The sequence below is a fragment of the Halogranum amylolyticum genome (genome assembly GCF_900110465.1).
Classification (GTDB): domain Archaea; phylum Halobacteriota; class Halobacteria; order Halobacteriales; family Haloferacaceae; genus Halogranum; species Halogranum amylolyticum.
Genome location: NZ_FODV01000001.1, coordinates 556935 through 580773 on the forward strand (window position 1 = coordinate 556935; position 23839 = coordinate 580773).

Below are 23839 nucleotides of genomic sequence, written 5' to 3' on the forward strand. Positions count from 1 at the left end.
AACTCTCGGCGAAACCGGACGTTTCTCGGCTCATACTACGCGGTTGACCATCGCTTCGAGGTCGCCGGCGTCGAGCGCCTCGTAGTTCTGTCGGAGGAGCTCCCGCCACCGCTCGGGTTTCTTCGGCGTCGACCCGGCCATGTGGGGCGTGACGACGACGTTCGAGAGGTCCCACAGCGGCGAGTCGGCGGACAGCGGTTCGGTCTCGAACACGTCGAGCGCGGCCCCCCTGATGGACCGGTTCTGGAGCGCCGCCGTGAGCGCCGCCTCGTCGACGACGTCGCCGCGGGCGACGTTGACGAGGACGGTGTCCGACGACATGAGACGGAGCTCCTCGCCGCCGAGCAGTCCTCGGGTCTCCTCGGTGAGCGGGACGGCGAGGACGACGTAGTCCGAGCGTCGCAGCACCTCGTGGTAGTCGTCGGCCGCGAACAGTTCGTCGACGGCGGCGGGACGTTCGCTCGTGTCCCGTTTGGTCCCGACGACGGTCATCCCGAGTGCGGCGCCGAGTTCGGCGACTCGCGTCCCGATGGACCCGACGCCGACGACGCCGAGCGTCTTGCCGCGCAACTCGCCGCCCTCGAACCGCTCCCAGACGCCGCGCCCCTGCTGGCGGGTCGCCTGTACGAGCCCGCGCTCGAACATGAGTAGATAGCAGAGCGTCTGCTCGGCGATCGGTTCGGCGTGGATACCCGAGGAGTTGGTGAGGACGATCTCCCGCTCACGGAGCGCCTCGAGGTCGTAGTGATCGACGCCGGCGCTGAGACACTGTATCCACCGGAGGTTCGTCGCCGCTGCGAGCAGGTCGTCGTCGAGGTCGTAGGTGACGATCCCCTCGACCGCTTCGGCGTGTTCGAACGATTCGGTCGGGGTGTCGGCGACGACGACGTGCTCGGCTGGAACGACCCCTTCGAGGGCCGACAGCAGGTCGTCGGTGCGGTCCGGCGAGACGTGATGCGGGATCAGGAGTCGGAGTCCGTCGCTCATGACCGGCCGCTCACAGCGGGAACAAAAATAGCCTCGCCCGCGCTACTCGTCTGCCGGTTCGAAGTCGAGCGCGACGGAGTTGATACAGAAGCGCTTGCCCGTCGGCTGGGGACCGTCGTCGAAGACGTGTCCGAGGTGGCCGTCGCAGGTGGCACACCGGACCTCGATGCGACGCATCCCGTGGCTGGTGTCGGTCTGCGTCTCGATGTTCGCGTCCTCGGCGGCGTAGAAACTCGGCCAGCCGCAGGAGGAGTCGTACTTCGTCTCCGACTCGAAGAGCACCGTCCCACAGCCCTTGCACTTGTAGACGCCCTCGTCCGTCCGGTCGACGTGTTCGCCGGAGAAGCGCGCCTCGGTCCCGCTCTCTCGGAGGATGCGGTACTCCTCGTCGGACAGTCGCTCGCGCCACTCTTCGTCCGTCTGCGGCAGTCGTTGGCTCTCGCCGCTGGAGTCACTCATGCGTGACAACAGGGGCCGAAGGCGGATAGACGTTGCCCGTCGGTGACCCTACTTCCGGACGCGTTCGAGGACGATCCGTTCTTCGAACCCGCCGCGTTCCTGCGTCTTCTCGCGGCCGAGGCGTTCGACCTCCTCGCGGTCGATTCCCTCGACTCGACAGAGCGTGCCGACGACGGTGAGCACGTCCGCCAGCTCCTCGGCGTCGCCCGACTCGCGGAATTCGGTTGCCTCCTCGACCAGTTTCTCGCGGAGCCGTCGGCGGTACTCCGAGTCGTCGGCGACGTGGGTCTCGGGGCGGTCGCCGCTCTCGCGGACGAGGTCGGGGATCCGGTCGCGGACGAGTTTGTCGAACTCGATCGTCTCGCCGGCTCGGTCGTCCCCGTCGACTCGGTCGGCTCCATCCGTTCCGTCGGCTCCGTCTGCCCGATCGTCTCGGTCACTCATTCTGGATACAGTTCGACCTCGTCGTCTATGGCTTCGATGGCCGCGACGTCCTCGTCGTCGAGCTCCAACTCCTGTGCCTCGAAGTTCGCCCGGAGGTGTGCCTCGCTGGAGGCCTTGGGGACGACGACGACGTTCTCCATCGACGAGAGCCACGCGATGCTCACGGCGGCCTCGGTGGTGTCGTGTTTCGCTGCCACCTCCTGCAGTTCGGGAACGTCGAACACCTTCCCGCCCGCCAGCGGCGAGTAGGCGACGAGCGTGTAGTCGTGTCGCCGAGCGTGTTCGACCAGGTCGGGTCGCTGGAACAGCGGGTGGTACTCCGTCTGGTGGGCGAAGAGCGGCGACTGGAGCGTCTCGCGGGCCGTGTCGAGCTGTTCGACGGTGAAGTTGCTGACGCCGACGTGGCGGACCTTCTCGGCGTCGACGAGCGCGTCGAACGCCGGCAGCGTCTCGTCGGGGTCGTAGCTCTCGATGGGCCGGTGGACGTAGAGGAGGTCGACGGCGTCGACGCCGAGACGGGCGAGACTCGCCTGCGTGCTCGCGAGGACGGCGTCGGGCGTGAGGCTGTCGGCCCAGACCTTGGTGGCGAGAAAGACCTCGTCGCGGTCGATGTCGCTTCCGGCGACACCCGCCCCGACGACGTGCTCGTTGTGGTATATCTGTGCCGTATCGAGGTGGCGGTAGCCGACGTCGAGAGCGGTCGCGACCGTCTCGGCGCCGGTGGGGAACTCCAGCCCCATCGTCCCGAGACCGATCGGAGAGAGCGGATCGTCCATACCGTCGTCTCACGGCCGTCACACTTAGACGGTCGGGTCGGGGTCGGTATCGACGTCTCTAAAACGGGAGAACCCACGGAACGTCGGGACGTCGTCGACGGAACACACGTAGAGGCAAAGCGCACGTACCGCCGACTTCCCACTCCGGGCAAGAGTCGTGCCCGTGGCTCTCCACGGAGAGATTCTCCGCCTACCCGTAACAGGCGACTGGTTCGATTGTGCAGGTGTTTATTTCTGTCTGCCGTCGGACGACATCGGAGTCGTGATCGTGTGCTCGACTAGCCCCGAGATACCCCGTCGCAAGCGGTAGGAGACGGCGCGCGGAGAGATGTCGAGATCGGAGCCGAGATCCGCGAGGTCTGCCTCGCGGGGTTCACAGAAGTAGCCGCGGTCGTAGGCCAACTGGAGCGCGTCGTACTGTTTCTCGGTGAGGCTGTACTCCTGTCTGAATCCGGACTTCGAGAGGTCGTACAGTTTCGAGAGGTCGACCGGCGTCTCGGTTTCGACGCAGTGGGACTGAAACTCCTTTGCGTAGCTTCGGTCGGGGAACCGGAGTCTGAACTCCCACTCGTTCCCGGCGGCGTGGACGTCGAGGACCGTCCCCTCGGCGCCGACGATTCCCTTGACGATGCGCGTTACCGCGCCGGTCCACTCGACCTCGTAGAGCCGTCGCTCGGGCATCGATTCGACCAGCCGAAACTGCTCGACGGTCGACGCGGACGCTGCGTGCCGTTCGAACGTCTCTAGCTCCTCGCCTTCGGCCCAGAGGTACGGGAGGGTCCGCTGTTCGGTAGGAACGACCCGATCTAGTTCGATCTCGACGTTTGAGGCGGCCTCGAGTGCATCTCCGAGCGCAAACGAACTCGCCGGGAGGGAGAACTCGAGAATGATAGCCATAAGCCCCGATTCTCACCCCCGACGGTAATGTGTTGGGGGCACTCGATGCGTCCTCACCGACTGGTCACGAGTTCCGGTATCGCGTCGAGACTGTCGATCTCGTACGTCGGTGCGGTGTCGAGGTCGGCGTCCGCGCGGTGAGGTCGTCGGATGAACGCCGAGTCGAGCCCGGCGGCGTGGGCGGCCAACAGGTCCGTCTCGCTGTCGCCGACGTAGAGGGCGGTGTCGGCTTCGAGATCCGCGAGCGCCTGCTCCAGATAGTACGTGTTCGGCTTCTTGCGGTGGAGGCTCTCGGGTGTCGGTTCCCGGCCATACGCCGTCTCGAAGAGGTGACCGACGTCGAAGTGATCGAGGAGAAAGTCGACCGTCTCCTGTTGGTTCGAACTGACGATACCCAGCGGGTGCTCGAGGCGCTGCACCGCGTCGAAGTCGTCGTAGAGCGTCTTGCGACCGGCCCGGATCTCCGCCTGCTGGCGCTGCGAGGAGTGGCGGTCGCGCAACGAGAAGAACTCCGTCGGGTCGAGGTCGTACGTCTCGCACACCCGCTGGAGTGCGTCGGGCGTCACGCCGACGGTCATCTCGTCGACGTGGTCGGGACGTGGGTCGACGTCCAGCGTGGCGAACGTCTCGGCGGCGGCCCGACGGAGCACCTCCTGCTCGACGAGGGTCACGAGCACGCCGTCGTTGTCGAAGAGGACCGCGTCGTATGTCACGAGACGACAGACGGCGCGCTCGCTCAAACCCGTTTCGGCGTTCGTCCCGCCACCGACGGTCCTCGGTCCGTCACCCGTCTCTGCGTCTCTGGACCGCCACGGTCGACGCCTCGCTCGGTCGGTCTCTACTAAATATTAGTAGCGGAAGTAGAGATAAACTTACACGACGTCACCGTCCCTTCCCCTGTAGTGGACGACGACTGTCGGAGCGAGTCGACTCGACTCGGCGGGGAACCACCGGACCTCTCTCAGACCGGTCGCTGGTTCGACGCGCTGTTCCGCGACCCGGTGGGGATGGTGAGTCTCCTCGCTCCCGATGGAACCATCCTCCACGTCAATCGGACGACGGTCGAGTCGCTCGGCGTCGAGGAGCGGCTGCTCGTCGGTCAGTCGCTCCCGGAACTCCCCGGGTGGTCCGACGCCGCACGCGAACGGGTCCGCGAGGCGCTCGCCACCGCCGCCGGCGGCGAACTCGCCCAGTTCGAGGCACAGAACCGGGCGTTCGCCGACGGGAGGTGGCTCCACGTCTCGCTGTGGCCCGCGTTCGCCGACGACGGGTCGGTCGACGCACTCGTGTCGCGAGGCATCGACGTCACGCAGGAGCGGCGGACGCGGCAACAGCGGCAGCGGATGAAGCGACAGCGCGACGAGGAACGGGAGCTGCTCGCTCGCGTCCTGGAGACCGCCCCGGTCGCGATCTTCGTGATGAACAGGGACCGGGAGATCGTCAAGCAGAACGGTCACCTCCAGCGACTGCTCGACGAGATTGGCGTCGACTCGGTCACTCAACTGACCGACAGCGACCGTGTGACGCTACTCGACGCCGACGGGACGCCGCTCGAAACGCCTCGTCTCGTGAGCGACCGCGTCTTCGAGACGGGGCGTCCCGTCGGCGTCGAGTACGTCGTCGACTGTCGCGTCGACATCACAGAACAGGAACGACAGCACCAGACACTCCAGCGCTCGAAGCAACGGATCACGGTGCTCAACCGCGTTCTCCGCCACGACATCCGCACGCGGTCGAACGTCGTCGGCGGGTACGCCGACCTCATCGCCGCCCGCGTCGACGCCGACTCCCCGCTCCGGGAGTTCGCCGACGTCGTCGCGGAGACGGCGAGCGAGCTCTCGGAGTTGAGCGACACCGCGCGGAAGATAGAGCAGATCGTCGGCGAGGTCGACGGCGTCGAACCGGTCGCCCTCGACACACTCCTGGCAGAGGCGCTCGAGACGTTCGAGCGAACCTACCCCTCCGTCCCGGTCGACCTCGACGTCCCGGCGTCGGTGACCGCACTGGGGACGCCGTCGCTCGCCGAGGCGTTCTATCAGCTCCTGAAGAACGCGGCGGTCCACAACGGGGGCGACCGACCACGCATCTCGCTCGCCGTGCGCACTCCGGAGACGGCGACCGACCCGGTCGAGGTCCGTATCGCGGACAACGGTCCCGGCATCCCGGTCGAGGAGGTCACGGTGATCGAACAGGGCGAGGAGGACCAGCTCAACCACGGCAGTGGACTGGGACTCTGGTTCGTCAACTGGGTCGTCGACGGTGTCGGCGGGTCGCTCGCGTTCGAAACTGGCGACGGAGGGACCACCGTCGTGGTCCGCCTCCGCCCTAGCAGGTGAGCGGCAGGGAGTCGTCTCCCCTCGGTGCCGGGTTGCATCCGTTTTTGAGTCGCCCGACCGTAGTGACGAGTGATGAGCACGATCACCGGACCCTCACGCACTGGAGTCGAGCAGTGACCCGTTCGCTCGCCGTCGTCGGCGCGGGCGCTGCCGGATCGGGGGCGGCGTACGCCCTCCGCGACAGCGACATCGACGTCACCGTCTTCGAGAAGAGTCGCGGGGTCTGTGGCCGCGCCGCCACCCGCCGCAAGCAGGGGTGTCGGTACGACCACGGCGCCAACTACGTCAAGGGGGCCGACGACCGGACGACGGCGCTCCTGCGCGAGCTCGGCGAGGAGGGGCTCGTCGACGTCGAGGCGCCCGTCTGGACGTTCGACGCCGACGGCCGGATACGCGAGGGCGACGAGCAACGCGGCGACAGCCCCAAGTGGACGTGGACGGAGGGGATCACCCAGTTGGCCAAACGACTGCTCGCCCGGACGGACGCGACGGTCGAACAGCCGACCCGTATCGCCTCTTTCGAACGTGGCGACGGCTGGTATCTCACCGACACCGAGGGAGCGAACTACGGCCCGTTCGACGGACTGCTCCTCACGCCCCCGGCGCCCCAGACCGCCGGTCTCCTCGCGGAGGCGAAGTGGAACGACGACCGGCTCCCGCAGCTGATCGAGGCCGTCGGCGCGGTCGACTACCGGACGGTCAGGACGGTCGTCCTCCACTACCCCTTCGAACTCGACACGCCGTACTACGCGCTGGTCAACACCGACAAGGAACACGAGGTGGGGTGGCTCGCACGCGAGGAGTGCAAACCGGGCCACGTCCCCGACGGTGAGAGTCTCCTCGTCGTCCAGATGAGTTCCGAGTGGTCCACCGACCACTACGACGACCCGCTGGACGACGTCGCACCCGCCGTCGCCGAGACGGTCGCGACGCTGCTCGACGACGAGCGACTCGACGACCCCGACTGGGTGGACGACCAGGGGTGGCGGTACGCGCTCCCGGAGGACGGCGCGGTCGAGGACGTCGTCCGGAGCGCCGAGGACACGAACCTCTTTTTCGCGGGCGACTGGGTCGTCGGCGACGGCCGCGTCGCTGCGGCGCTCTGGAACGGGATCGACGCGGGAGAACGGCTCGAGGAGAGGCTGTGAGCGCCCGACCGCCGACGTGACCGCTCGACCTCAGTCGTCCCGTCGCTGTTTGAGGTTCTGCCGGGTGAACTGCGGGCTGGCGCGCAGCCCCTTTTTCGCCCGGAACGACCGATACAGCAGGAACACGACGGGGAGCGTCAGCGCGGCGACGGCCGCCGCGGGTTCCCACGACCCGCCGAACGCGTAGAGGATCGCCGACGAGAGAATGCCGACGGCGACGAAGATGGCGAAGGCGATACGCTTTGCGAGTTTGTCGAACACACGGTTCTTGTCCTCGATGCGGACGTCGAGGGTCAGGTTCTCGCGTTCGACGCGGTCGAGGACGCGCTCCAGTTTCGGTGGGACGCGAACGAGCGACTGCGAGGTCGCCTGCAGCTGTTCGGAGACGTCGCCGGCGATCTGTTTGATCGTCTCCTCGCGGTAGCCCTCCTGTGTGAGATACTCCGTCGCCACGGAGATGAAGTCGAACTCTTCGTCGAGCGTGACGCAGACGCCCTCGACGACGGTGGCGACCCGGAGGACGAGCGCCAGATTCCGCGGGAGGCGAAGCGGGAACTCGTAGATGGTCGACTCCACCTGCTCGATGATCTGGTTGACGCGGTACTGCTCGATGTCCTCGCCGCGGGCGTCGGCGATTGCCAGTTCCATCACGTCGGCCATCACCTGCCGGTCGGCCTCCGGCGAGAGCGTCCCCATCTCGACGAGCGTGTCGAGGATGGCGTCGATGTTCTGGTTGGCGACGGCGATGTAGAACTCGACGATCTTCTGCTGGATGAACGAGTCGACGCGACCGCTCATCCCGAAGTCGTAGAAGATGACCGCGCCGTCGTCGTCGACGGCGAGGTTCCCCGGATGGGGGTCGGCGTGGAAGACGCCGTCGTCGATGATCATCTGCAGGTAGATGCGCTGGAGCCGTTCGGCGAGCTCGTGGCGGTCGATCCCCATCTCGTCGAGCGTCGCGAGGTCGGTGATCTTCACGCCCGGGAGGTACTCCATCGTGAGCACTCGCGGCCCGGAGACGCCCTCGACGACGCTCGGAATGCGGATGTCGTCGTTGTCCGCGAAGTTTGCCTGGATCTCCTCAAGCATCCGCCCTTCGCGGCTGTAGTCCATCTCCTGACGGATGGTCTTGGCGAACTCGTCGGCGAGGTTCTCCAAGGAGAACGCGCGTCCCTGTCCGATGAACCGCTGGACGAGTGGGAGCGACCACCGGATCACGCGCAAGTCGGCCTCGACGAGATCTTCGATCCCCGGTCGACGCACTTTGACCGCGACCTTCTGGCCGCCGTACTCGGCGAGGTAGACCTGTCCGAGGCTGGCCCCGCTGATGGGGTCTCTGTCGAAGTCGTCGAACACGTCGTCGACGGGACCGAGCTCCTCCTGGAGCACCTGTTTGGCCTCGTCCCACTCGGCGGGCGGCACCTCGTCTTGGAGACTGGAGAGCACGTCGACGTACTCCGGCGGAAGGATGTCCGGCCGCGTCGACAGCAGTTGCCCGAGTTTGATGAACGTCGGTCCGAGCGTCAGAAGCGAGTCGAGTAGCACCTCCGCTCGTCGGGTCCGTGTCGCCGCGTCGACGCGTCGGGAACTGCCGAAGAGGACGAACCGCTTGCGGTCACGCGTGTAGGCGACGATGAGCGGGAAGAACTGGTAGAAGACGAGCAGAAACCGCCAGTAGGCACGGAGATTGACCAGGCTAACCACCCCGGACTTACGCGTCCTCGATGTGGATAGTCTGCTCGGGGGCGGCCTCGCGCTTCGGGAGTCTGATCTCGAGGACGCCGCGTTCCATGTCGGCGTCCGCACCGGCACCGGTCGCATCCGGCGGGAGGGGGATCTCGGCGTCGAGGAACAGCGAACGGTCCTCGCGCACGTAGCGGAACTCGGGGGGGAGCGACTTCTCACGACGCGCTTCGATGACGAGTTTGTTGTTCTCGATGCTGATGTCAGCGGTCTCACCCGAGACACCGGGGAGATCGAGAACGATGAGATACGCGTCGTCACTCTCCAGCAGGTCCGCGAAGACGGCCTCCGGGAGTTCGCGCAGCGCGTCACGCAGTGCTGACATGGACGGTGCTTGGGGCCGGGGGTCGAAAAAGGCCGCGGTAGGTGAGGTGATTTCCGGTGTATCGGTCGGCGGTCGGCGACACGTCAGACGAGTCTGGGCGTCGACACGTCCGAGTCCGAATCGGACGGGTTCCGCGAGGGCAGACGCTTTCACCTTCGGGCCGCAACGCCCGCGTATGAGCCACGACGACCTGCGACGCGCCGGGTTCAAAGACCGAACCCGCGTCGCCGCCGCCCGCGAGACGCTGCTGGAGGCGGTGACGCCACACGAGCGGACCGACCGCGTCCCGCTCGAGCGAGCGGACGATCGAACCGTCGCCGAACCGCTGACCGCGCCGAACCCGGTCCCCAGCTACGAGCGGGCGGCGATGGACGGCTACGCCGTCCGGGCACAGGACACGTTCGGATCCTCCGACCGCTCGCCGAGCGTCCTGCGCGAGGGTGACGACGAAGTCGTCCCCGGCGAGGCCGTCCGCGTCCACACGGGGAGCGAACTCCCCGACGGGGCCGACGCGGTCGTGATGATCGAACAGACCGACGCCGTCGGCGACGAGCTCGAGGTGTTCGACGCCGTCGCCGAGGGGGAGAACGTCGGCCCCGTCGGCGAGGACGTCGCCGAGGGCGAGACGCTGTACGAACCGGGCCACCGCCTCCGCCCGTCGGATCTCGGCCTCCTGAAGTCCGTCGGCATCCGCGAGGTGGCGGTCTACGACTACCCGACCGTCGGCGTCGTCCCGACCGGCGAGGAACTCGTCCAGTCGGACCCCGCTCCGGGCGAAGTCATCGAGACGAACGGTCTCACCGTCTCGAAGCTCGTCTCCCGGTGGGGCGGCGTTCCGACGTACCGCGACGTCGTCACCGACGACCCCGAGGCACTCCGGGCGGCCATCCAGCGCGACCTGACGAAGGACGTCGTCGTGCTCACGGGCGGCTCCTCCGTCGGCGCGCGCGACTACACGCCCGAAGTCGTCGACGAACTCGGCGAGGTGCTGGTACACGGCGTCGCGCTGAAACCGGGACACCCCGTCGCGCTCGGCGTGGTCGAAGAGACGCCCGTGTTGATGCTGCCGGGTTACCCGGTCGCCTGCATCGTCAACGCGGTGCAGTTCCTCCGGCCGGTGCTCAAGCGGATGGGACGGCTGCCCGTCGAGGACCAGCCGACCGTCGAGGCGACGCTGACGCGGAAGGTGACGAGCGACCCCGGGACGCGGACGTTCGTCCGAGTGAAAGTCGACCGAACGGACGGCGACGAAGACGAAGACGGAGACGACGGACCCGAACGACGTGCGACCCCCACCCGCGCCAGCGGGTCGGGGGTCCTCTCCAGCGTCGCCCTCGCAGACGGGTGGGTCGTCGTCCCGGAGGAACGCGAGGGGATCGCCGAAGGTGAGACCGTCGCGGTCGAGAACTGGGAGTGGTCGGCGTGAGTTCCGTCCGAAAGACGGTCGTGCTCGCGGCATCGCCGCTGCGCGCGCTACGACTTTCGACGTCAGTAATCCGAGGTGAACTCGAATGACGGATCGAAAGGAGTTCCGCGACCTCGCTCCGCCCGAGGAGGCCCACGCCGCCATCGCCTCGCTGGACCTCGACCCGGAGCCGGAGACGGTCCCACTCGACGACGCTCGCGGGCGAGTGCTCGCGGAGCGACTCGACGCCGAACTCGACGTCCCCGGCTTCGACCGGGCGAGTATGGACGGCTACGCCGTCCGCGCGAGCGACACCTTCGGGGCCGACGAGGCCGACCCCGTCGCGCTCGACCTCGCGGGCGAGGTCCACGCCGGCGCGAGACCGGACGTCGAGGTGAGCGAAGGGAGCTGTGCGGAGATCTCGACCGGCGCGGTGATGCCGCCGGGCGCGGACGCCGTGGTGATGGTCGAGCGGACCGACGAAAGGGGTGAGAACGAGATCCTGATCCGGAAGGCCGTCGCACCCGGTGACCACGTGATGCTGGCCGGTGCAGATATCGCCGCCGGGTCGCGGGCGCTCGGTCCCGGGACGCGGATCACGCCGCGCGAGATCGGCCTGCTGTCGGCGCTCGGCGTCGACGAGGTGCCCGTTCGCGGGCGACCGACCGTGGGTATCGTCTCGACGGGCGACGAGCTCGTCCGCCCCGGCGGCGACCTCGACAGCGGGGTCGGGCAGATCTACGACGTCAACAGCTACACCATCGCCGCGGGGGTCGAGGAGGCGGGCGGCGAACCCCGGCTCTACCCCCACGCCGGCGACGACTACGAGGAGATGGAGCGCATCCTCTTGGAGGCGGCCGACGAGTGCGACCTCGTGCTCTCTTCGGGGTCGACCTCGGCCAGCGCGGTCGACGTCATCTACCGTGTCATCGAGGACCGCGGCGAACTCCTCCTGCACGGCGTCGCCGTCAAACCCGGTAAGCCGATGCTCGTCGGGTCGCTCGGCGGCGGGGCCTACGTCGGCCTTCCCGGATATCCGGTCTCGGCGCTCACCATCTTCCGGACGTTCGTCGCCCCCGCGATCCGCCGGGCGGCCGGACTCCCCGAGCCGCGGACGGCGACCGTCACCGGACGGATGGCCGTCCGCGAGCGGTACGAGGAGGGCCGGATGCGACTGATGCCCGTCGGCCTCGTCGAGAGCGGCCCGTCGGAGACGGCCGACGGCGACGCCGTCGACGCGGGCGAGACGCTCGTCTACCCGGTCGACAAGGGGAGCGGCGCGACGACGAGTCTGGTCGAGGCCGACGGCGTCGTCGAGGTGCCGCCGGACACAAGCTATCTCGCCGAGGGCGAGACGGTGACCGTCCGCCTGTTCTCGCCGGACGTCCGGCCGCCGTCGCTGCTCGGCGTCGGCGAGGACGACCCGGCGCTGTCGCGCCTGCTGGACCGACTCGACAGTCCGCGCTACCTCCCCGTCGGAAGCCGCGAGGGGCTGCGTCGCCTCCGCGACGGAGTTCCCGACGTCGCCGTCGCCGCCGGCCCCGTCGACCGCGACGTCGACGCCGTCGACCTCGGCGGGTGGACCCGCGAGTGGGGACTCGTCGTCCCCACGGGTAACCCGGCGGACGTCACCGCTCTCGCCGACCTCGTCGACCGCGACCTGCGCTTCGTCAACCGCGACACCAACTCCGGACTCCGGACCAGTCTCGGGAACGCGCTGGCCGAACTGGCCGAGCGACGCGGCGTCGAACGGCACAGTCTGGTCGACGCCGTCGACGGTTTCGACCTCACGGTCAAGGCCCACGAGAGTCCCGCGCGGAAGGTCCAGACGGGAAGCGCCGACGTCGGACTCGGGTTGCGGGCGACCGCGGCCGAACTCGGACTCGGCTTCGTCTCGCTCGGCAGTCAGGACGTCGTGATCAGAGCGAACCCGACCCGCGTCGACAAACCGGGGGTCCGGGCGCTGGAGGCGGCGCTCGACGACGTCGACGGCATCGTCGCGACGCTCGACGGCTACGAGACGCGCTGAAGCGGTGTTGGGAGGCGCTGGAACGCACCGAACCGCCGACTCCTTCCCTCCGACGAATGTATTCGTTGCCATACATTTAAACGAGTAATTTAAGCTACAGCCCGCCTATCTGGAGGGTATGACCGCGCAGTGCACCGTTCTACACGTCGACGACGACCCGGAGTTCCTCGAACTCTCCGAACAGCTGTTCGACCGGGAGGCGTCGTTCGACACGTTGACCGCACCGACCGCCGAGGACGGCCTCCGGCTGCTCCGGACACACGAGGTCGACTGCGTCGTCAGCGACTTCGTGGTCTCGGCCGACGGGACGCCGTTCATCTCGGCCGCTCGCGACGTCGACGTCGACGTCCCGATCATTCTGTTCACGGGGAAGGAGTGGGATCTCGTCGCGGCGGACGCCGTCACCGCCAACGTCACCCACTACGTTCAGAAGGCCGGCGTCGAGGAGATCGAACTCGTGAAGAGTCGAGCCAGACAGGTGACAGAGGCGGGCCGCGACGCGTCCGGGACGGTCGTCGGCGACCCGCCGACGTCGACGGCTCCCGTCACCGCGACGAGTTCGTTCGAGGCCGCCGCGACGAGACTCGGCGAGGAGTGGGTGGTCGTCGGCCGTCACGACTGGTCGGACGCCGAAGAGCTCGGGACGACCGTCCTCGAAGCCCTCGAGACGCTCGACGGGAGACGGACGGGAACCGACGTCCCGCTGTTCGAGACGATCGACGCCGACGCGCTCGCAGACCTGCTCGGGCCGACGCCGTCAGGTCACGAACGGCCCGGTGTCCAGGTACGCTTCCCGTACGGGGGGCACGAACTCGCCGTCACGAGCGACGGCGACGTGGCGATCCGACCGCTGTAGCGAGGTTGCACCTCACTCGTCGAGATCGCTGAACGTCTGCACCCGGTAGTCGCCGAGGACACACTGCCCGCGGCGGGCGGGGTCGTGGCGTTCGACGTGGATGCTGTCGAGACCCGCGTTCCAGGCCGCACCGACGTCGCTGGATCCGTCTCCGGCGAGCACGCCCGTACTCTGCGCGTCGACGCCGAGTTCGTCGACGGCGTGGCGGACGGGCATCGGGTCCGGTTTCCACCCCAACTCGTCGGTGCAGCAGACGACGGTGTCGAACCAGTCGCGGATGTCGAGATGCTGTAACACGGGGTCGGTCAGGAACGACTGACAGTGAGTCACCACGCCGACGGGCGTCTCGAGCGACCGGACGAGGTCGGCGGCGTCCTCGTGGAGGTACGTCGCCTCCGCGCGGATCTGCGGGTCCTCCTCGGCGTGGAAGGCGGGCCAGAACTCCGTCGGCTCGATCCCCCACTCCCGCAGCTGGTCGTCGCGAGCGCCGCCGAGTCCGTGCCAGAGCACCTCCGCCTCGCGGTCGGTGAACGGTCGGTCGAGTCGGTCGCCGACGCGGTCGAACACGTCGCGCGTGTAGGACCACTCGGCGTCGACGAGCGTCCCGTCGAGGTCGAAAAGCCAGAAGTCGTAGCTGTCGACGACCATAGGGAGAGTGAACTAGGCGATGGGCCGGTATGTGCTTTCCGGCTGTGTCGACGGGAGTCACTCGGAACCGAGTACGCGTCCCGTCCGACGGCGTACGCTCTGTTCAATAGCACACGCTCTGTTCAATAGCACACGCTCTGTCCGACGGCGTACGCTCTGTTCGACAGCACTCGCTCCGTTCAACAGCTGGTGCTGGCTCCGCCGGTACCGGAGGCGCTGTCGACGTGTCCGCTGTACTCCACCCCGGCAGAGCGACACGGTACCGTCGTCACCTTCGTGACCGTCCCGTCGTCGAGACGCGTCCAGGTGAGCACGACCACGTCCCCGTCGGTCCAGTCGGTCAGGCGTGTCTCGGCTGTCGCGCCGGGGTCGAGGACGGTCTTCCACGACCGCTCGGCGCCGACCACCGTCACCCCGGTGACGTTCGCCGGGACGGCGAAGTCGTTGCCGACGGCGTGGTCGTAGTAGGGGACGGCCGACGTCCTCCCGTCTCGATAGTCGAACTGTAGCAGCAGCGTTCCGACCGGGTCGTCGGTGTGGACGACGGTGGCGGTCACCGCGTAGCTCACGTCCGATCGGTTCTCGACCGAGACTGACGGCGCGGGCGAGAGGAGGGCGTCGGCGCCGAGACAGCCAGCGAGTGAGGCGACGAAAAGGAGTGCGACGAGCGGTCTCGCGGAGGGCATACCACGTTGCAGCGAACGTGTCACTAAAACTGTTCGCTCTCGGGCGGTGTCGTCTCCCGTCGAGAAGTGGTCGCAGGTAGCGGCCCGCTTCGCTTCGGGTCGCTTCCCGTCACTCATGGCGTTCGTCGCCGCTCAGTCGGTGACGCGGATCGAACTCCCCAGATACTTGTGGAGCACCTCGTCGACGTCGTCGGCGTTGAACTCCGCGAGGTTCTCCGCGATCGCCGCACGGAGCGTCTCGAGCTCCGCCGCGTCGATCGCCAGTTCGGAGAAACTGATGCTCGTGACGTCGACGCCGAGGAGCTCCGACGCTGTCTGACGGAGATGCCGCTCGTCGTTGGCTTCGCCGTGCCAGAGGTTGTCCCTGAAGAACAGCCAGCCGTCGGGGTCGTCCTCGCTCTCCGGGTCGACCGCTGGGAGTCTGAGGACTGTCTCGAACTCCCGAGGGTCGAGTCGCACGTCGGGTGCGTCGAGTCGGAAGCGAACGCGAAAGACGTATTCGGCGGTCATGGTCCGGCGTCAGTACTCGTCGTCGAACAGGTCTGCGAGGCGCATGTCCTTGTCGGTGATGCCGCCGGCGTCGTGCGTCGTCAGCCGGACCTCGACCTCCTTGTAGCCGACGACGATCTCCGGATGGTGGAACTCCTCCTCTGCGACCTCGCCGATGTCGGTCACGAACGAGATACCTTTCAGATAGTCGTCGAACTCGTAGGTCCGCGTGATCTCGTCGCCGTCTCGCTCCCAGCCGTCGGGAAGCCGCTGTTCGATCTCGTCGTCGTCTAGTCGGTCTGCCATACCGTGGCGATTCTTTTGGAGAGCGGATAAGTTTTGGCTCGTCGCCTCGGCCGCCGTCCCCAGTCAGTCGTTCGAGAGGTGATCGAGCAGTTGGTCCGGTCGGTCGACGCCCTCGGGGATCTCGTCGGGCGCTCCCTCGCGCGGCATCGCCGAGTCGGGGAGTTCGGGGGGGTCGCCGCCGAACTCCGGGTCGAACAGCTGCATCGCCGTCTGGATGGTCGTCCAGTCGTCCTCGGCGGCGGCGTCTCGGAGGCTCTTCGTCGGTGCAGAGAGCAGTTGACCGACGAGCGCGTCCGCCATCGCTGTCACTGTCTCGCGCTGTTCGTCGGTGAGCTCTCCCTGTGCCTCCAGCTTCGACAGTGCCGTGTCGACCTCTCGGCTCTTGACGGCCTCGGCGCTCTCATACATCGTGCTGATGGCGTCGTCGGCCCGCTTCCGCTTGTAGGCGTCGAGCAGGCGATCGAACTCCTCGTCTATCATCTCGTACACTTTCTCGGCTTCGGTCTCTCTGCGTTCGCGGGTCGACTCGGTGACCGCCTCCAGCGTGTCGATGTCGTGGAAGGTGACGTCGTCGACCTTCCGGACTGTCGGATCGACGTCGCGGGGTTGCGCCAGGTCGATGACGAGCGTCTCGCCCGCCTCCGTCAGCGACGTGACGTCGAGCACGTAGGACGGACTCCCCGTCGCGGTGATGACGAGGTCGGCGGTCGCCGTGGCTGCCGGCACCGCGTCGAGTGCGACCGCGCTGGCGGCGGTCTCGATCTCGCTCGCGACGTGTTCGGCGTGTGGCACCGTCCGGTTGGCGACGAGAACACGCTCGACGCCGGTGCCGTCGAGCGCGCGGGCGGCGAGCGTCCCCATCTCGCCCGCACCGACGACGAGCGCCGTCTTCCCGTCGAGCTCGAGCGTCCGCTCGGCGAGTTCGACTGCCGCACTCCCCAGCGAGACGACGCCCTCGTTGATGGCGGTCTCGGTCCGCGCTCGTTCGCCGACGTGGATCGCCTTCGTGAGCGTCTCGTCGAGCATCTCGCCGATGCCGCCGACCGCTCTGGCCTCCGCCAGCGCCGTCTTCAGCTGCCCGATGATCTGGTCTTCGCCGATGACGAGCGAGTCGAGTCCCGCGGCGACGCACATCAGGTGGCGGATGCTCTCCTCGTGGTCCATCTCGACGACCGCGCTGTCGCGGACGTCGGGGGCGAACTCAGCGAGTATCTGTCGCCCACGCGCCGCTTTCGACGTCACGACGTAGGCCTCCGCCCGGTTGCAGGTCTGAACGACGAACGCTTCGTCGACGCCGTCGCGGGCGAGGAGGCTCTCGACGAACGTCCGTTCGTCCTCCCGACACGCGGCCTCGATCTCGTCGATCGTCGCGTTCGAATGCGAGACAGTCACACCCGTGATGACGCCACCGTACCTCACGGTCTCTCACCTCGTGTGCCGTCCATCTCGATTCCGAACTCGTTTCCGATCACTCGCGCTGCCTCTTCGCGGGCATTTGCATCCCCCGTACGTAAAGCCTTCCAAACGTGTGAAGACCGCACAACTGCGCGGACCGCGTCCCGTCGCTCCGTCGGGGAGACGTCCCGCGTTCGCAACTCCGCGCGGAGGCCGGCCGTCAGCTCCGCCATCGCCCCCGCCCCCGCCAGTTCGGTCTCGATCCGCTCGCGGAGGTACTTCGAGAGGGCGGGGCTCGCGCCGCCGGTCGAGACGGCGACAGTGACGGGGTCGTCCTCCACCGTCGCCGGGACGACGACACTGCCGGCGTCGCGACCGCCGCTGTGGTCGGCGCGGTTGACGAGCGCACCGTGGTCGCGGGCCGCCCGCTCGACCGCCTCGTTGACGTCGTTTCGGTCCGTCGCGGCGACGACGACCGCCGGCTCGAACCGCTCGACCCAGTCGCCGACGTCGACGGGGTCGGGCGCAGCCCTGACCAACTCCGCGTCGCCGAACTCGCGGTCGACGAACGCGGGGCTGACGACGACCGTCCGCGTCTCGCGGGCGAAGCGGCGGGCCTTCCGCGCACCGACGGGACCGCCGCCGAAGACGAGCACCGTCTCTCCGGAGAGGTCGTGAACGAGTGGGATCATCTACTCCGTGTTGGCCTCCGCGCGGTCCGCGAGTCTGATACCCGTCTTCTTCAGGATGCGCGTCGAGAACAGTGAGTCCCAGTCCTGCTCGTCGACGTCCTCGGACTGCGTCCGGCGGGCCGACGAGGGAACCTCGTCAACGTCCCAGAACTCGCTCATCTTCTCGCGCACCTCCTGAATGCGCCGCTGGCTCTCTTCCTCGCTGCGGCCGTGGGTCATCGCGAAGAAGTTGTACGGCCACACCCCCTCGTGGCGCGGGCGCTGATAACAGTGCGTGACGAAGTCGAGCGAGGCGATCTCGGGACCGACCTCGGGGACGAGATCGTCGGGGACGTTCCAGACGGTCATTCCGTTCTCGGTGTAGCCGAGCGCGTAGTGGTTCGGGATGACCCCGACGCGCCGAATCTTCCCCTCCAGATCGAACCGTTTGATCGTCTCGACGACCCACTCGGCCTCCGCGTCGAGCGCCGCGGCGACGTCGGCGTAGGGAGTCTCCGAGATGGGAAGACCGCCCTGGATCTCCAGCACCAGGTCGCGCTCCGCGGGCGTCAGCGTCGTCCGGTCGCTGGGGGTCACGTCGGGGCCGAGCGTCGAGAGGTCGACGTCGCCCTCCGGGACGGGACCGTCGACGAGGAACTTCGCCTCGACGCGGAACTCCCGGATCTTCGGCAGGTCGTACGTCTCCTGTCCGGTCTCCGCTTCGATCTCTGCCAACACCTCCTCGATGCGGTCCTCGTCGGCGACGCTGACGACGAACCACATGTTGAGATGCGGATGCTCCCGCTCGTAGTTGTGTGCGACCTCGAGGTGACTGTTGACCAGTTCGGTAATCTCGTCGAATCGTTCCGGCGGAGCGTGCATCGCGACGAGCGTCGCGTTGCCGCCGATCTCCTGGGCGTTGACGAGCGCGCCGAACCGCGTCAGCACGCCCTCGTCGTCCAGTTCCTGGATACGGTCGCAGAGTGCCGACTCACTCACGTCGACGCCGCGGTCGCGGAGGGCCGCCGCGGCCGGGTCGAACGGCCGTTCGACGACGGGGAACCCACCCTGGAAGGCGTTGATGATGGCACGGTCGAGCGAGGAGAGGTCCGCGTCCACCTGTCTCATGTCTTCGTCTCGGGACTGCCCAAGCATAAGCGACGCGGGATACGGCGACCCACGGTCGCCCCCAGCGCCGCCGCTGTCGGTCGGGGCGGCGGAGAGTATCGTCGAGAAGCGGACCTACGGTACCGGCGTCACGCGATCGACGTGGTCGGCCTCCTCGACGGCCGCGACGATGGCGTCCTGGTCGGCCGTCGCCTCGTAGTAGAACACGAGGTCGAACGTCCCCTCGCGGAGCAGCTGTTGGCACTCCCAGACGAACTCGTCGTCCTCGAGCGTGAGGCCGTGGAACTGGTTCGAGGCGAAGTCGGTGCTGTCGTTGCCCGCGTAGATGTACGTCTCGCCCTTGCCGGCGTGCTCGGAGATGACGTCGTTCAGTTCGACGGTGAGTTCGTGCATCTCCAGATCTTCCTGCCCACCGAGGTCGGTGTGGACGATGATTCCGACCAGTTCGATGTCGCCCGGTTCGAGCAGCGCGAGGGTGCGCTGATAGAGGTCCTCGTCGAGAACGTCGCTCATGCTTCCGATGTCGTCGGCACAGGGATATACGGGTGGCGGTTCGTCGCCGCCGACGCGACGGCGTCCGTCTGCGGCGAGAGCTCCAATCGGTCGTCTCTCGACGCTCCTCGCGTCGGATTAGGGCGGAAACGTGCTCTGCCGTCTCACGGGAAAGCGAGACAGAAGCCGACCCTCTCGGGTCGATGACAACACGTATAGGGGCTGGCGGTCACAGCCACAGACAAGCCATGCGTACGAGGGTCCGAGAGGGAGTCGACCGTGCCTACGAGCGACTGCTCCGCCGCGAAGTCGACGACGGCCCGACGCACGTCGCGATCATTCAGGACGGCAACCGCCGCTACGCGCGCGACCGCGGCGACGACGCGCCCGACGGTCACCGCGCCGGTGCGCAGACGACGGAGCAGGTGCTCGACTGGTGTGAGGAGCTAGGCATCGAGGAGCTCACGCTCTACGCCTTCTCGACGGAGAACTTCAACCGCCCGGAACACGAACTCGAACCGCTGTTCGACCTCATCGAGAACAAGCTCTACGAGTTTGCCGACGCCGAACGCGTCCACGACAACGGCGTCTGCGTCCGCGCCATCGGCGACATCGACCGCCTCCCGGAGCGGGTCACGGACGCCGTCGACTACGCCGAGGAGCGGACCGGCCACTACGAGCAGTTCCGCCTGAACATCGCGCTCGCCTACGGTGGCCGGAACGAACTGCTCCGCGCCGCTCGCGACGTCGTCACGGCGGTCCAGTCGGGCGACCTCGCGCTCGACGACGTCGACGACGCCGAGGTCGAGCGACGACTCTACCGCCAACCCGTCCGCGACGTCGACCTCATCATCCGGACCGGCGGCGACGAGCGGACGTCGAACTTCCTGCCCTGGCACGCCAACGGCAACGAGGCGGCCGTCTACTTCTGTGCACCCTACTGGCCGGAGTTCTCGAAGGTCGACTTCCTGCGGGGCATCCGCACCTACGAGTCGCGCGAGGCGTCGTGGCAACGAACGAGAACCGAACGCGCCGTCGCCCTCGTCCGCGCCGTCGCTGGCGTCGAACTCGAGGAGGCGCTCGCCGTCGGCACGAGACTCCGCGACCAGCTGTCGAACCGGGGTGCCGAGGAACTCTCCGCGGAACTCGAACGGCAGAACGCCGAGTCAGCGGACTGAGGCCGATATCAGCCGTTCGTGTACTGCGTGTTGCCGCAGTTCTCACACTCGAACAGCGAGCGTGTCGACCCCCCGACTGCGGTCCACTCGCTCGTCTCGCCGATCCAGTCGCCGACCTGACCGCACTCTTGACATTGCATGGCTCGATCTCCCGGTCGGCGTCGCACTCGTCGCCGAGTCGCCGACCTCGTACTGTGTTCACTCGACACACACTCACAAAAAGGTCGACGAGCGTTCCGACCGTTGCAGACCGTTGTTTCGATCGACGACGGGTCGGCGGTGACGACGGCACTTCGCCGGAGTGACGACGACTGTTCGCCAGCGGCGACGACACTTCGCCGACGGTTCTTTGTCGACGGCGGAGAGAAGACCGACCAACCGTGACTGCAACCGACCCACCGGAAGAGGGGCCTTCGATACGCTTCCTCCGACCGTTCGGCTACGTCGAGACCGAGCCGGTCGTCCGGCGCGTCGACGGCCGGGAGCTGTTCGTCGGCAACGCATCGGCCGCCGACTCGACGATGCACGACCGGTCGTTCGCGTTCGTCCTCTCGGTCTCCTCGGAGTCGCATCCGCTGACGACGCATCACCGCCCGCTCGTCGACGGTCCCGGCGTCGACTGGTCGGCGTTCGCGGCGGCCGTCGACACCGCTCGCGAACTGCTCGGTCGAGATGGGTCGCTCCTCGTCCATTGCAGAGCGGGCGTCTCGCGGAGCAGCACCGTCGTCGCGACGGCGCTCGCCGCCGAGGAGCGTCGGACGTTCCAGACGGCGCTCGCACTCGTCCAGCGGACGCGACCGGCGGCGGTTCCGCATCCGGCGCTTCGGGAGTTGGCTGCGGTCTATCTCGCCGCGCAGGGATAGCGTCTCGTCAGCGTCGTTCCGCCTACGTCGTGGAGTTACGTGCGTCGGCCTACCGGCCGAACCGCCGCTGGCGGTCCTGATAGTCCAACACGGCGCGGAGGTAGTCGCGCTTGCGGAAGTCACGCCAGTTGACGTCGGTGAAGTACAACTCCGAGTAGACCGACTGCCAGATCATGAAGTCCGAGAGCCGTTCGGCACCGGTCTTGATGACGAGGTCCGGTTCGTCCGGGAAGACCAGCCGTTGTTCGACGTCGGTCTCGTCGACGTCTTCCGGTTCCAGCCGTCCGGCTTCGACCTCCTCGGCCAGCGACCGGACCGCCTCGGCGAACTCGTGTTTCCCGCCGAGGCCGATGCTCACCTGGATGGGTTCGTCGGCGCGCTCGGTGTCGCCGGGGCCGCGGACGGCGACCGGTTTCGGCGTCTCGATCTCGCGGAGTTCGCGTTCGAGCGTCGGCACGACGGCTTCGTCGAGGACGCTCACCGAGACCGTGACCCGCTCGGCCCCGTACTCGAACGCCCAGCCCAGAAACGCCTCGAGCGTGTCGTACGCGCCCTGCTCCAGCAGGTCTCGCTCCGTGATGACGACGGCGACGTGTGCGGGCGGGTCCGCCGGACTGCGACGGTAGCGCATCGAGAGGTAGGCGTCGTAGAGTCCCACACGCGAGGCAACGCGGCGGGACCGTTAAACCCCTTCCGTGTCGGGAGGGTTAAGTGCGCGTCGGAGATACCGGGAGGTGTGACTTCGACACTCCGGCGTGCCGGGGGGTTCGCTGCCGTGGGGACGCTGTCGCTCGCGGCCCCTGCACTCGGTGCTGCGGCCGCCGTCCCCTTCGCCGTCATCGCGGTCCTCGCCGCCTTCGTCGTCGACGACGGGCCGATGTTCGAGCTGTTCGCCCGCCCCGGCGACCACCAGGACGGCAGACTCAACGGCCTCGCCGGCTTCACACTCGCGGCGACGGGACTCGCCCTCTTGGCGACCGCGCCACAGTTGGCGGTGCCGCCGCGGCAGGCGATGCCGACGAGCGTCTTCGTCGCCGCGGTGCTCATCCTCGCCTACGGCAACGTCGGCGAGAAACTGGTCGCCCAACGCTGGAGCGATCCGTTCGCCGCCGTCACCGGGTTCACCGTCGTCGGCTTCCTCGCGGGGACGCTCGGCCAGTTCGCGGTCCAGACAGTGACGGGCGCGGCGGTCGACCTCCCCACAGCGAGTTTCCTCGCCGCCACCGGTGCGCTCGTCGCCGCGCTCCTCCGGTCGGTGCTCTACGAGCGCGACGACCCGCTCGTGATGCTCTCCGTCGGCCTCCTGTTGTGGTTCTTCACCCAACTCGTGCTCGACATCGCCACCGTCGGAATCGTCGTCGGTCTCGCCGTCACCATCCTCCTCGGCTACGTCGCCTACGCACTCGGGACCGCCTCGGTGACAGGGATGGTCACCGGCGTCCTTCTCGGACTCCTCACCATCGTCCTCGGCGGCGTCGGCTGGTTCGCCGTGCTCATCTCCTTCTTCGCCGTCGGCGGCCTCTCGGCGAAGTTCAAGTACGACGACAAACTCGACCGCGGCGTCGCCGAAGACAACGACGGCGCTCGCGGGAGCGGGAACGTCCTCGGTAACGCCGCCGTCGCGCTCTTCGCGGTGATCGGATTCGCCGCGAGTTCGACGCTCTCGATGCCGTCGTCGCTCTTCCTGTTCGCGTTCACCGGGTCGCTCGCCGCCGCGATGAGCGACACGCTCTCCAGCGAGATCGGCGGTCTCTACGACGAGCCGCGACTCATCACGACGTTCGAGCGCGTCCCGCCGGGGACCGACGGCGGCGTCACTTGGCAGGGCGAACTCGCCGGTGTCGCCGGCGCGGCGCTCGTCGCGGCCATCGCCGTCGCGTTGCTCGACCTCGGCGACCCCGTCGTCGGCGCGGCGGTCATCGTCCTCGGCGGCGTCGGCGGGATGACCGTCGACAGCCTCCTCGGCGCGACCGTCGAGGGCGACCGAATCGGCAACCAGGCCGTGAACTTCCTCGCGACGCTCGCCGGCGCGCTCGTGAGCGCCGGTCTGGCGGTGGTGTTGCTATGACGGCCGAGACGCCGCGCGAGCGCGGACCACGCGTCCGCCGCGCCCGGCCGACCGACGGCACCAGACTGAGTCGCCTACAATCGCTCCTCCCGAGACGGAGCCCCGACCTGCTGGACTACGGGCTCGCCGTCGGCGACGTTCTCGTTTCGACGGCCGACGGTGCGGTCGTCGGCTACGTCCTCCCCGTCTCCGGCGACGGCGTCCACGTAGCCGAACTCGTCGTCGCCGAGGACCACCGACGCGAGGGACACGCCTCGGCGTTGCTCGATGCGGTGTGTGACTCGCTTGGCGACGGCGACGAGATCACGCTGGCCGTCGCTCCCGACAACGAGGGCGCACGGGCGTTCTACCGCGACTACGGGTTCGAGGCGGTCGAACGCCGCGAGGACTACTTCGAGGGCGACCCGGCGCTGTGGTTCGTGACGTCGGCGTCGCCGCTCTGATAGGGACGATAAGGCGTCGAAAACGTTCGAGAAGGAGGGCTGCGACTCGCCGGAACCGGGGTCTCTC

27 protein-coding genes are annotated in these 23839 nt (G+C 67.9%); 9 read left to right on the top strand and 18 right to left on the bottom strand.

All coding sequences use genetic code 11. The features are described 5' to 3' along the window. Positions 1–30 precede the first annotated feature (30 nt). The 6 genes from BSG17_RS02790 to BSG17_RS02815 form a co-directional block, all read right to left on the bottom strand. A complete protein-coding gene (locus tag BSG17_RS02790) occupies positions 31–987 on the bottom strand; it encodes a D-2-hydroxyacid dehydrogenase (RefSeq protein WP_089820926.1) in 957 nt (318 codons plus the stop codon). A gap of 42 nt (positions 988–1029) precedes the next feature. After that, positions 1030–1446, bottom strand: coding sequence for a peptide-methionine (R)-S-oxide reductase MsrB (gene msrB / locus BSG17_RS02795; protein ID WP_089820927.1), 417 nt, complete (start codon positions 1444–1446; stop codon positions 1030–1032). 48 nt (positions 1447–1494) lie between these two features. Next, positions 1495–1890: a nucleoside triphosphate pyrophosphohydrolase gene (locus tag BSG17_RS02800; RefSeq protein ID WP_342028324.1), complete on the bottom strand. Its 396-nt coding sequence runs from the start codon at positions 1888–1890 to the stop codon at positions 1495–1497. Next, on the bottom strand, positions 1887–2666 hold the full coding sequence (locus BSG17_RS02805) for an aldo/keto reductase (protein ID WP_089820928.1): 780 nt from the start codon (positions 2664–2666) through the stop codon (positions 1887–1889). Before BSG17_RS02805 ends, BSG17_RS02800 begins: the two co-directional genes overlap by 4 nt. Before the next feature lie 228 nt (positions 2667–2894). Next, positions 2895–3563, bottom strand: coding sequence for a helix-turn-helix domain-containing protein (locus BSG17_RS02810; RefSeq protein ID WP_089820929.1), 669 nt, complete (start codon positions 3561–3563; stop codon positions 2895–2897). A 53-nt stretch (positions 3564–3616) separates the two neighbouring features. Next, positions 3617–4276, bottom strand: coding sequence for an HAD family hydrolase (locus BSG17_RS02815; RefSeq protein WP_089821024.1), 660 nt, complete (start codon positions 4274–4276; stop codon positions 3617–3619). A 189-nt stretch (positions 4277–4465) separates the two neighbouring features. Between BSG17_RS02815 and BSG17_RS02820 the strand changes: the two genes are divergently transcribed. Continuing rightward, positions 4466–5899 carry a sensor histidine kinase gene (locus BSG17_RS02820; RefSeq protein WP_089820930.1) on the top strand — a complete coding sequence of 478 codons (1434 nt, stop codon included), beginning with the start codon at positions 4466–4468 and terminating at the stop codon, positions 5897–5899. Positions 5900–6012: 113 nt separating this feature from the next. After that, on the top strand, positions 6013–7047 hold the full coding sequence (locus BSG17_RS02825) for an NAD(P)/FAD-dependent oxidoreductase (RefSeq protein WP_089821025.1): 1035 nt from the start codon (positions 6013–6015) through the stop codon (positions 7045–7047). Between the two features lie 30 nt (positions 7048–7077). Here the strand turns inward: BSG17_RS02825 and BSG17_RS02830 are convergent, their stop codons facing one another. Together BSG17_RS02830 and BSG17_RS02835 are read right to left on the bottom strand one after the other, a co-directional pair. Further along, positions 7078–8751, bottom strand: coding sequence for an ABC1 kinase family protein (locus tag BSG17_RS02830; RefSeq protein ID WP_089820931.1), 1674 nt, complete (start codon positions 8749–8751; stop codon positions 7078–7080). 7 nt (positions 8752–8758) lie between these two features. Beyond that, positions 8759–9115, bottom strand: coding sequence for an Hsp20/alpha crystallin family protein (locus BSG17_RS02835; RefSeq protein ID WP_089820932.1), 357 nt, complete (start codon positions 9113–9115; stop codon positions 8759–8761). A 175-nt stretch (positions 9116–9290) separates the two neighbouring features. On the opposite strand from BSG17_RS02835, the gene BSG17_RS02840 reads away from it, so the two are divergent. The 3 genes from BSG17_RS02840 (at position 9291) to BSG17_RS02850 (ending at position 13405) form a co-directional block, all read left to right on the top strand. Then, positions 9291–10541 (top strand): molybdopterin molybdotransferase MoeA, encoded by a 1251-nt coding sequence (locus BSG17_RS02840; protein ID WP_089820933.1) that lies wholly within the window; start codon positions 9291–9293, stop codon positions 10539–10541. An 85-nt stretch (positions 10542–10626) separates the two neighbouring features. After that, the gene (locus BSG17_RS02845; protein WP_089820934.1) at positions 10627–12549 is read left to right on the top strand and encodes a molybdopterin biosynthesis protein; all 1923 of its coding nucleotides are present in this window, start codon (positions 10627–10629) and stop codon (positions 12547–12549) included. Positions 12550–12667: 118 nt separating this feature from the next. Continuing rightward, complete coding sequence (locus BSG17_RS02850) at positions 12668–13405, top strand: response regulator (protein ID WP_089820935.1); 738 nt, start codon at positions 12668–12670, stop codon at positions 13403–13405. 12 nt (positions 13406–13417) lie between these two features. Here the strand turns inward: BSG17_RS02850 and BSG17_RS02855 are convergent, their stop codons facing one another. From BSG17_RS02855 to BSG17_RS02890, 8 genes are all read right to left on the bottom strand, one after another. After that, positions 13418–14053, bottom strand: coding sequence for an HAD family hydrolase (locus BSG17_RS02855; protein ID WP_089820936.1), 636 nt, complete (start codon positions 14051–14053; stop codon positions 13418–13420). A gap of 179 nt (positions 14054–14232) precedes the next feature. After that, positions 14233–14739 carry a hypothetical protein gene (locus BSG17_RS02860; RefSeq protein WP_089820937.1) on the bottom strand — a complete coding sequence of 169 codons (507 nt, stop codon included), beginning with the start codon at positions 14737–14739 and terminating at the stop codon, positions 14233–14235. 132 nt (positions 14740–14871) lie between these two features. Beyond that, the gene (lwrS, locus tag BSG17_RS02865; protein WP_089820938.1) at positions 14872–15249 is read right to left on the bottom strand and encodes an LWR-salt protein; all 378 of its coding nucleotides are present in this window, start codon (positions 15247–15249) and stop codon (positions 14872–14874) included. Between the two features lie 9 nt (positions 15250–15258). Continuing rightward, positions 15259–15534 carry a 4a-hydroxytetrahydrobiopterin dehydratase gene (locus BSG17_RS02870; protein WP_089820939.1) on the bottom strand — a complete coding sequence of 92 codons (276 nt, stop codon included), beginning with the start codon at positions 15532–15534 and terminating at the stop codon, positions 15259–15261. A gap of 63 nt (positions 15535–15597) precedes the next feature. After that, a complete protein-coding gene (gene hemA / locus BSG17_RS02875; protein WP_089820940.1) occupies positions 15598–16953 on the bottom strand; it encodes a glutamyl-tRNA reductase in 1356 nt (451 codons plus the stop codon). Further along, a complete protein-coding gene (locus BSG17_RS02880) occupies positions 16950–17621 on the bottom strand; it encodes a precorrin-2 dehydrogenase/sirohydrochlorin ferrochelatase family protein (RefSeq protein ID WP_089820941.1) in 672 nt (223 codons plus the stop codon). Before BSG17_RS02880 ends, hemA begins: the two co-directional genes overlap by 4 nt. Then, a complete protein-coding gene (ahbB, locus tag BSG17_RS02885; protein WP_089820942.1) occupies positions 17622–18728 on the bottom strand; it encodes a siroheme decarboxylase subunit beta in 1107 nt (368 codons plus the stop codon). Positions 18729–18842: 114 nt separating this feature from the next. Continuing rightward, positions 18843–19241 carry a DUF5778 family protein gene (locus BSG17_RS02890; protein WP_089820943.1) on the bottom strand — a complete coding sequence of 133 codons (399 nt, stop codon included), beginning with the start codon at positions 19239–19241 and terminating at the stop codon, positions 18843–18845. 227 nt (positions 19242–19468) lie between these two features. Between BSG17_RS02890 and uppS the strand changes: the two genes are divergently transcribed. Next, positions 19469–20398, top strand: coding sequence for a polyprenyl diphosphate synthase (gene uppS / locus BSG17_RS02895; protein WP_089820944.1), 930 nt, complete (start codon positions 19469–19471; stop codon positions 20396–20398). An 8-nt stretch (positions 20399–20406) separates the two neighbouring features. Here the strand turns inward: uppS and BSG17_RS28200 are convergent, their stop codons facing one another. Further along, on the bottom strand, positions 20407–20538 hold the full coding sequence (locus BSG17_RS28200) for a hypothetical protein (RefSeq protein WP_280141152.1): 132 nt from the start codon (positions 20536–20538) through the stop codon (positions 20407–20409). Positions 20539–20778: 240 nt separating this feature from the next. Between BSG17_RS28200 and BSG17_RS02900 the strand changes: the two genes are divergently transcribed. Then, positions 20779–21261: a dual specificity protein phosphatase family protein gene (locus tag BSG17_RS02900; protein WP_089820945.1), complete on the top strand. Its 483-nt coding sequence runs from the start codon at positions 20779–20781 to the stop codon at positions 21259–21261. Between the two features lie 49 nt (positions 21262–21310). Here BSG17_RS02900 and BSG17_RS02905 read toward each other — a convergent pair whose 3' ends face one another. Further along, the gene (locus BSG17_RS02905; protein WP_089820946.1) at positions 21311–21919 is read right to left on the bottom strand and encodes an undecaprenyl diphosphate synthase family protein; all 609 of its coding nucleotides are present in this window, start codon (positions 21917–21919) and stop codon (positions 21311–21313) included. A 78-nt stretch (positions 21920–21997) separates the two neighbouring features. Between BSG17_RS02905 and BSG17_RS02910 the strand changes: the two genes are divergently transcribed. Both BSG17_RS02910 and BSG17_RS02915 read left to right on the top strand, forming a co-directional pair. Further along, positions 21998–23329 (top strand): DUF92 domain-containing protein, encoded by a 1332-nt coding sequence (locus tag BSG17_RS02910; protein ID WP_089820947.1) that lies wholly within the window; start codon positions 21998–22000, stop codon positions 23327–23329. Beyond that, the gene (locus BSG17_RS02915) at positions 23326–23772 is read left to right on the top strand and encodes a GNAT family N-acetyltransferase (RefSeq protein WP_089820948.1); all 447 of its coding nucleotides are present in this window, start codon (positions 23326–23328) and stop codon (positions 23770–23772) included. The genes BSG17_RS02910 and BSG17_RS02915 overlap by 4 nt, the downstream gene beginning before the upstream one ends. Positions 23773–23839 lie beyond the last annotated feature (67 nt).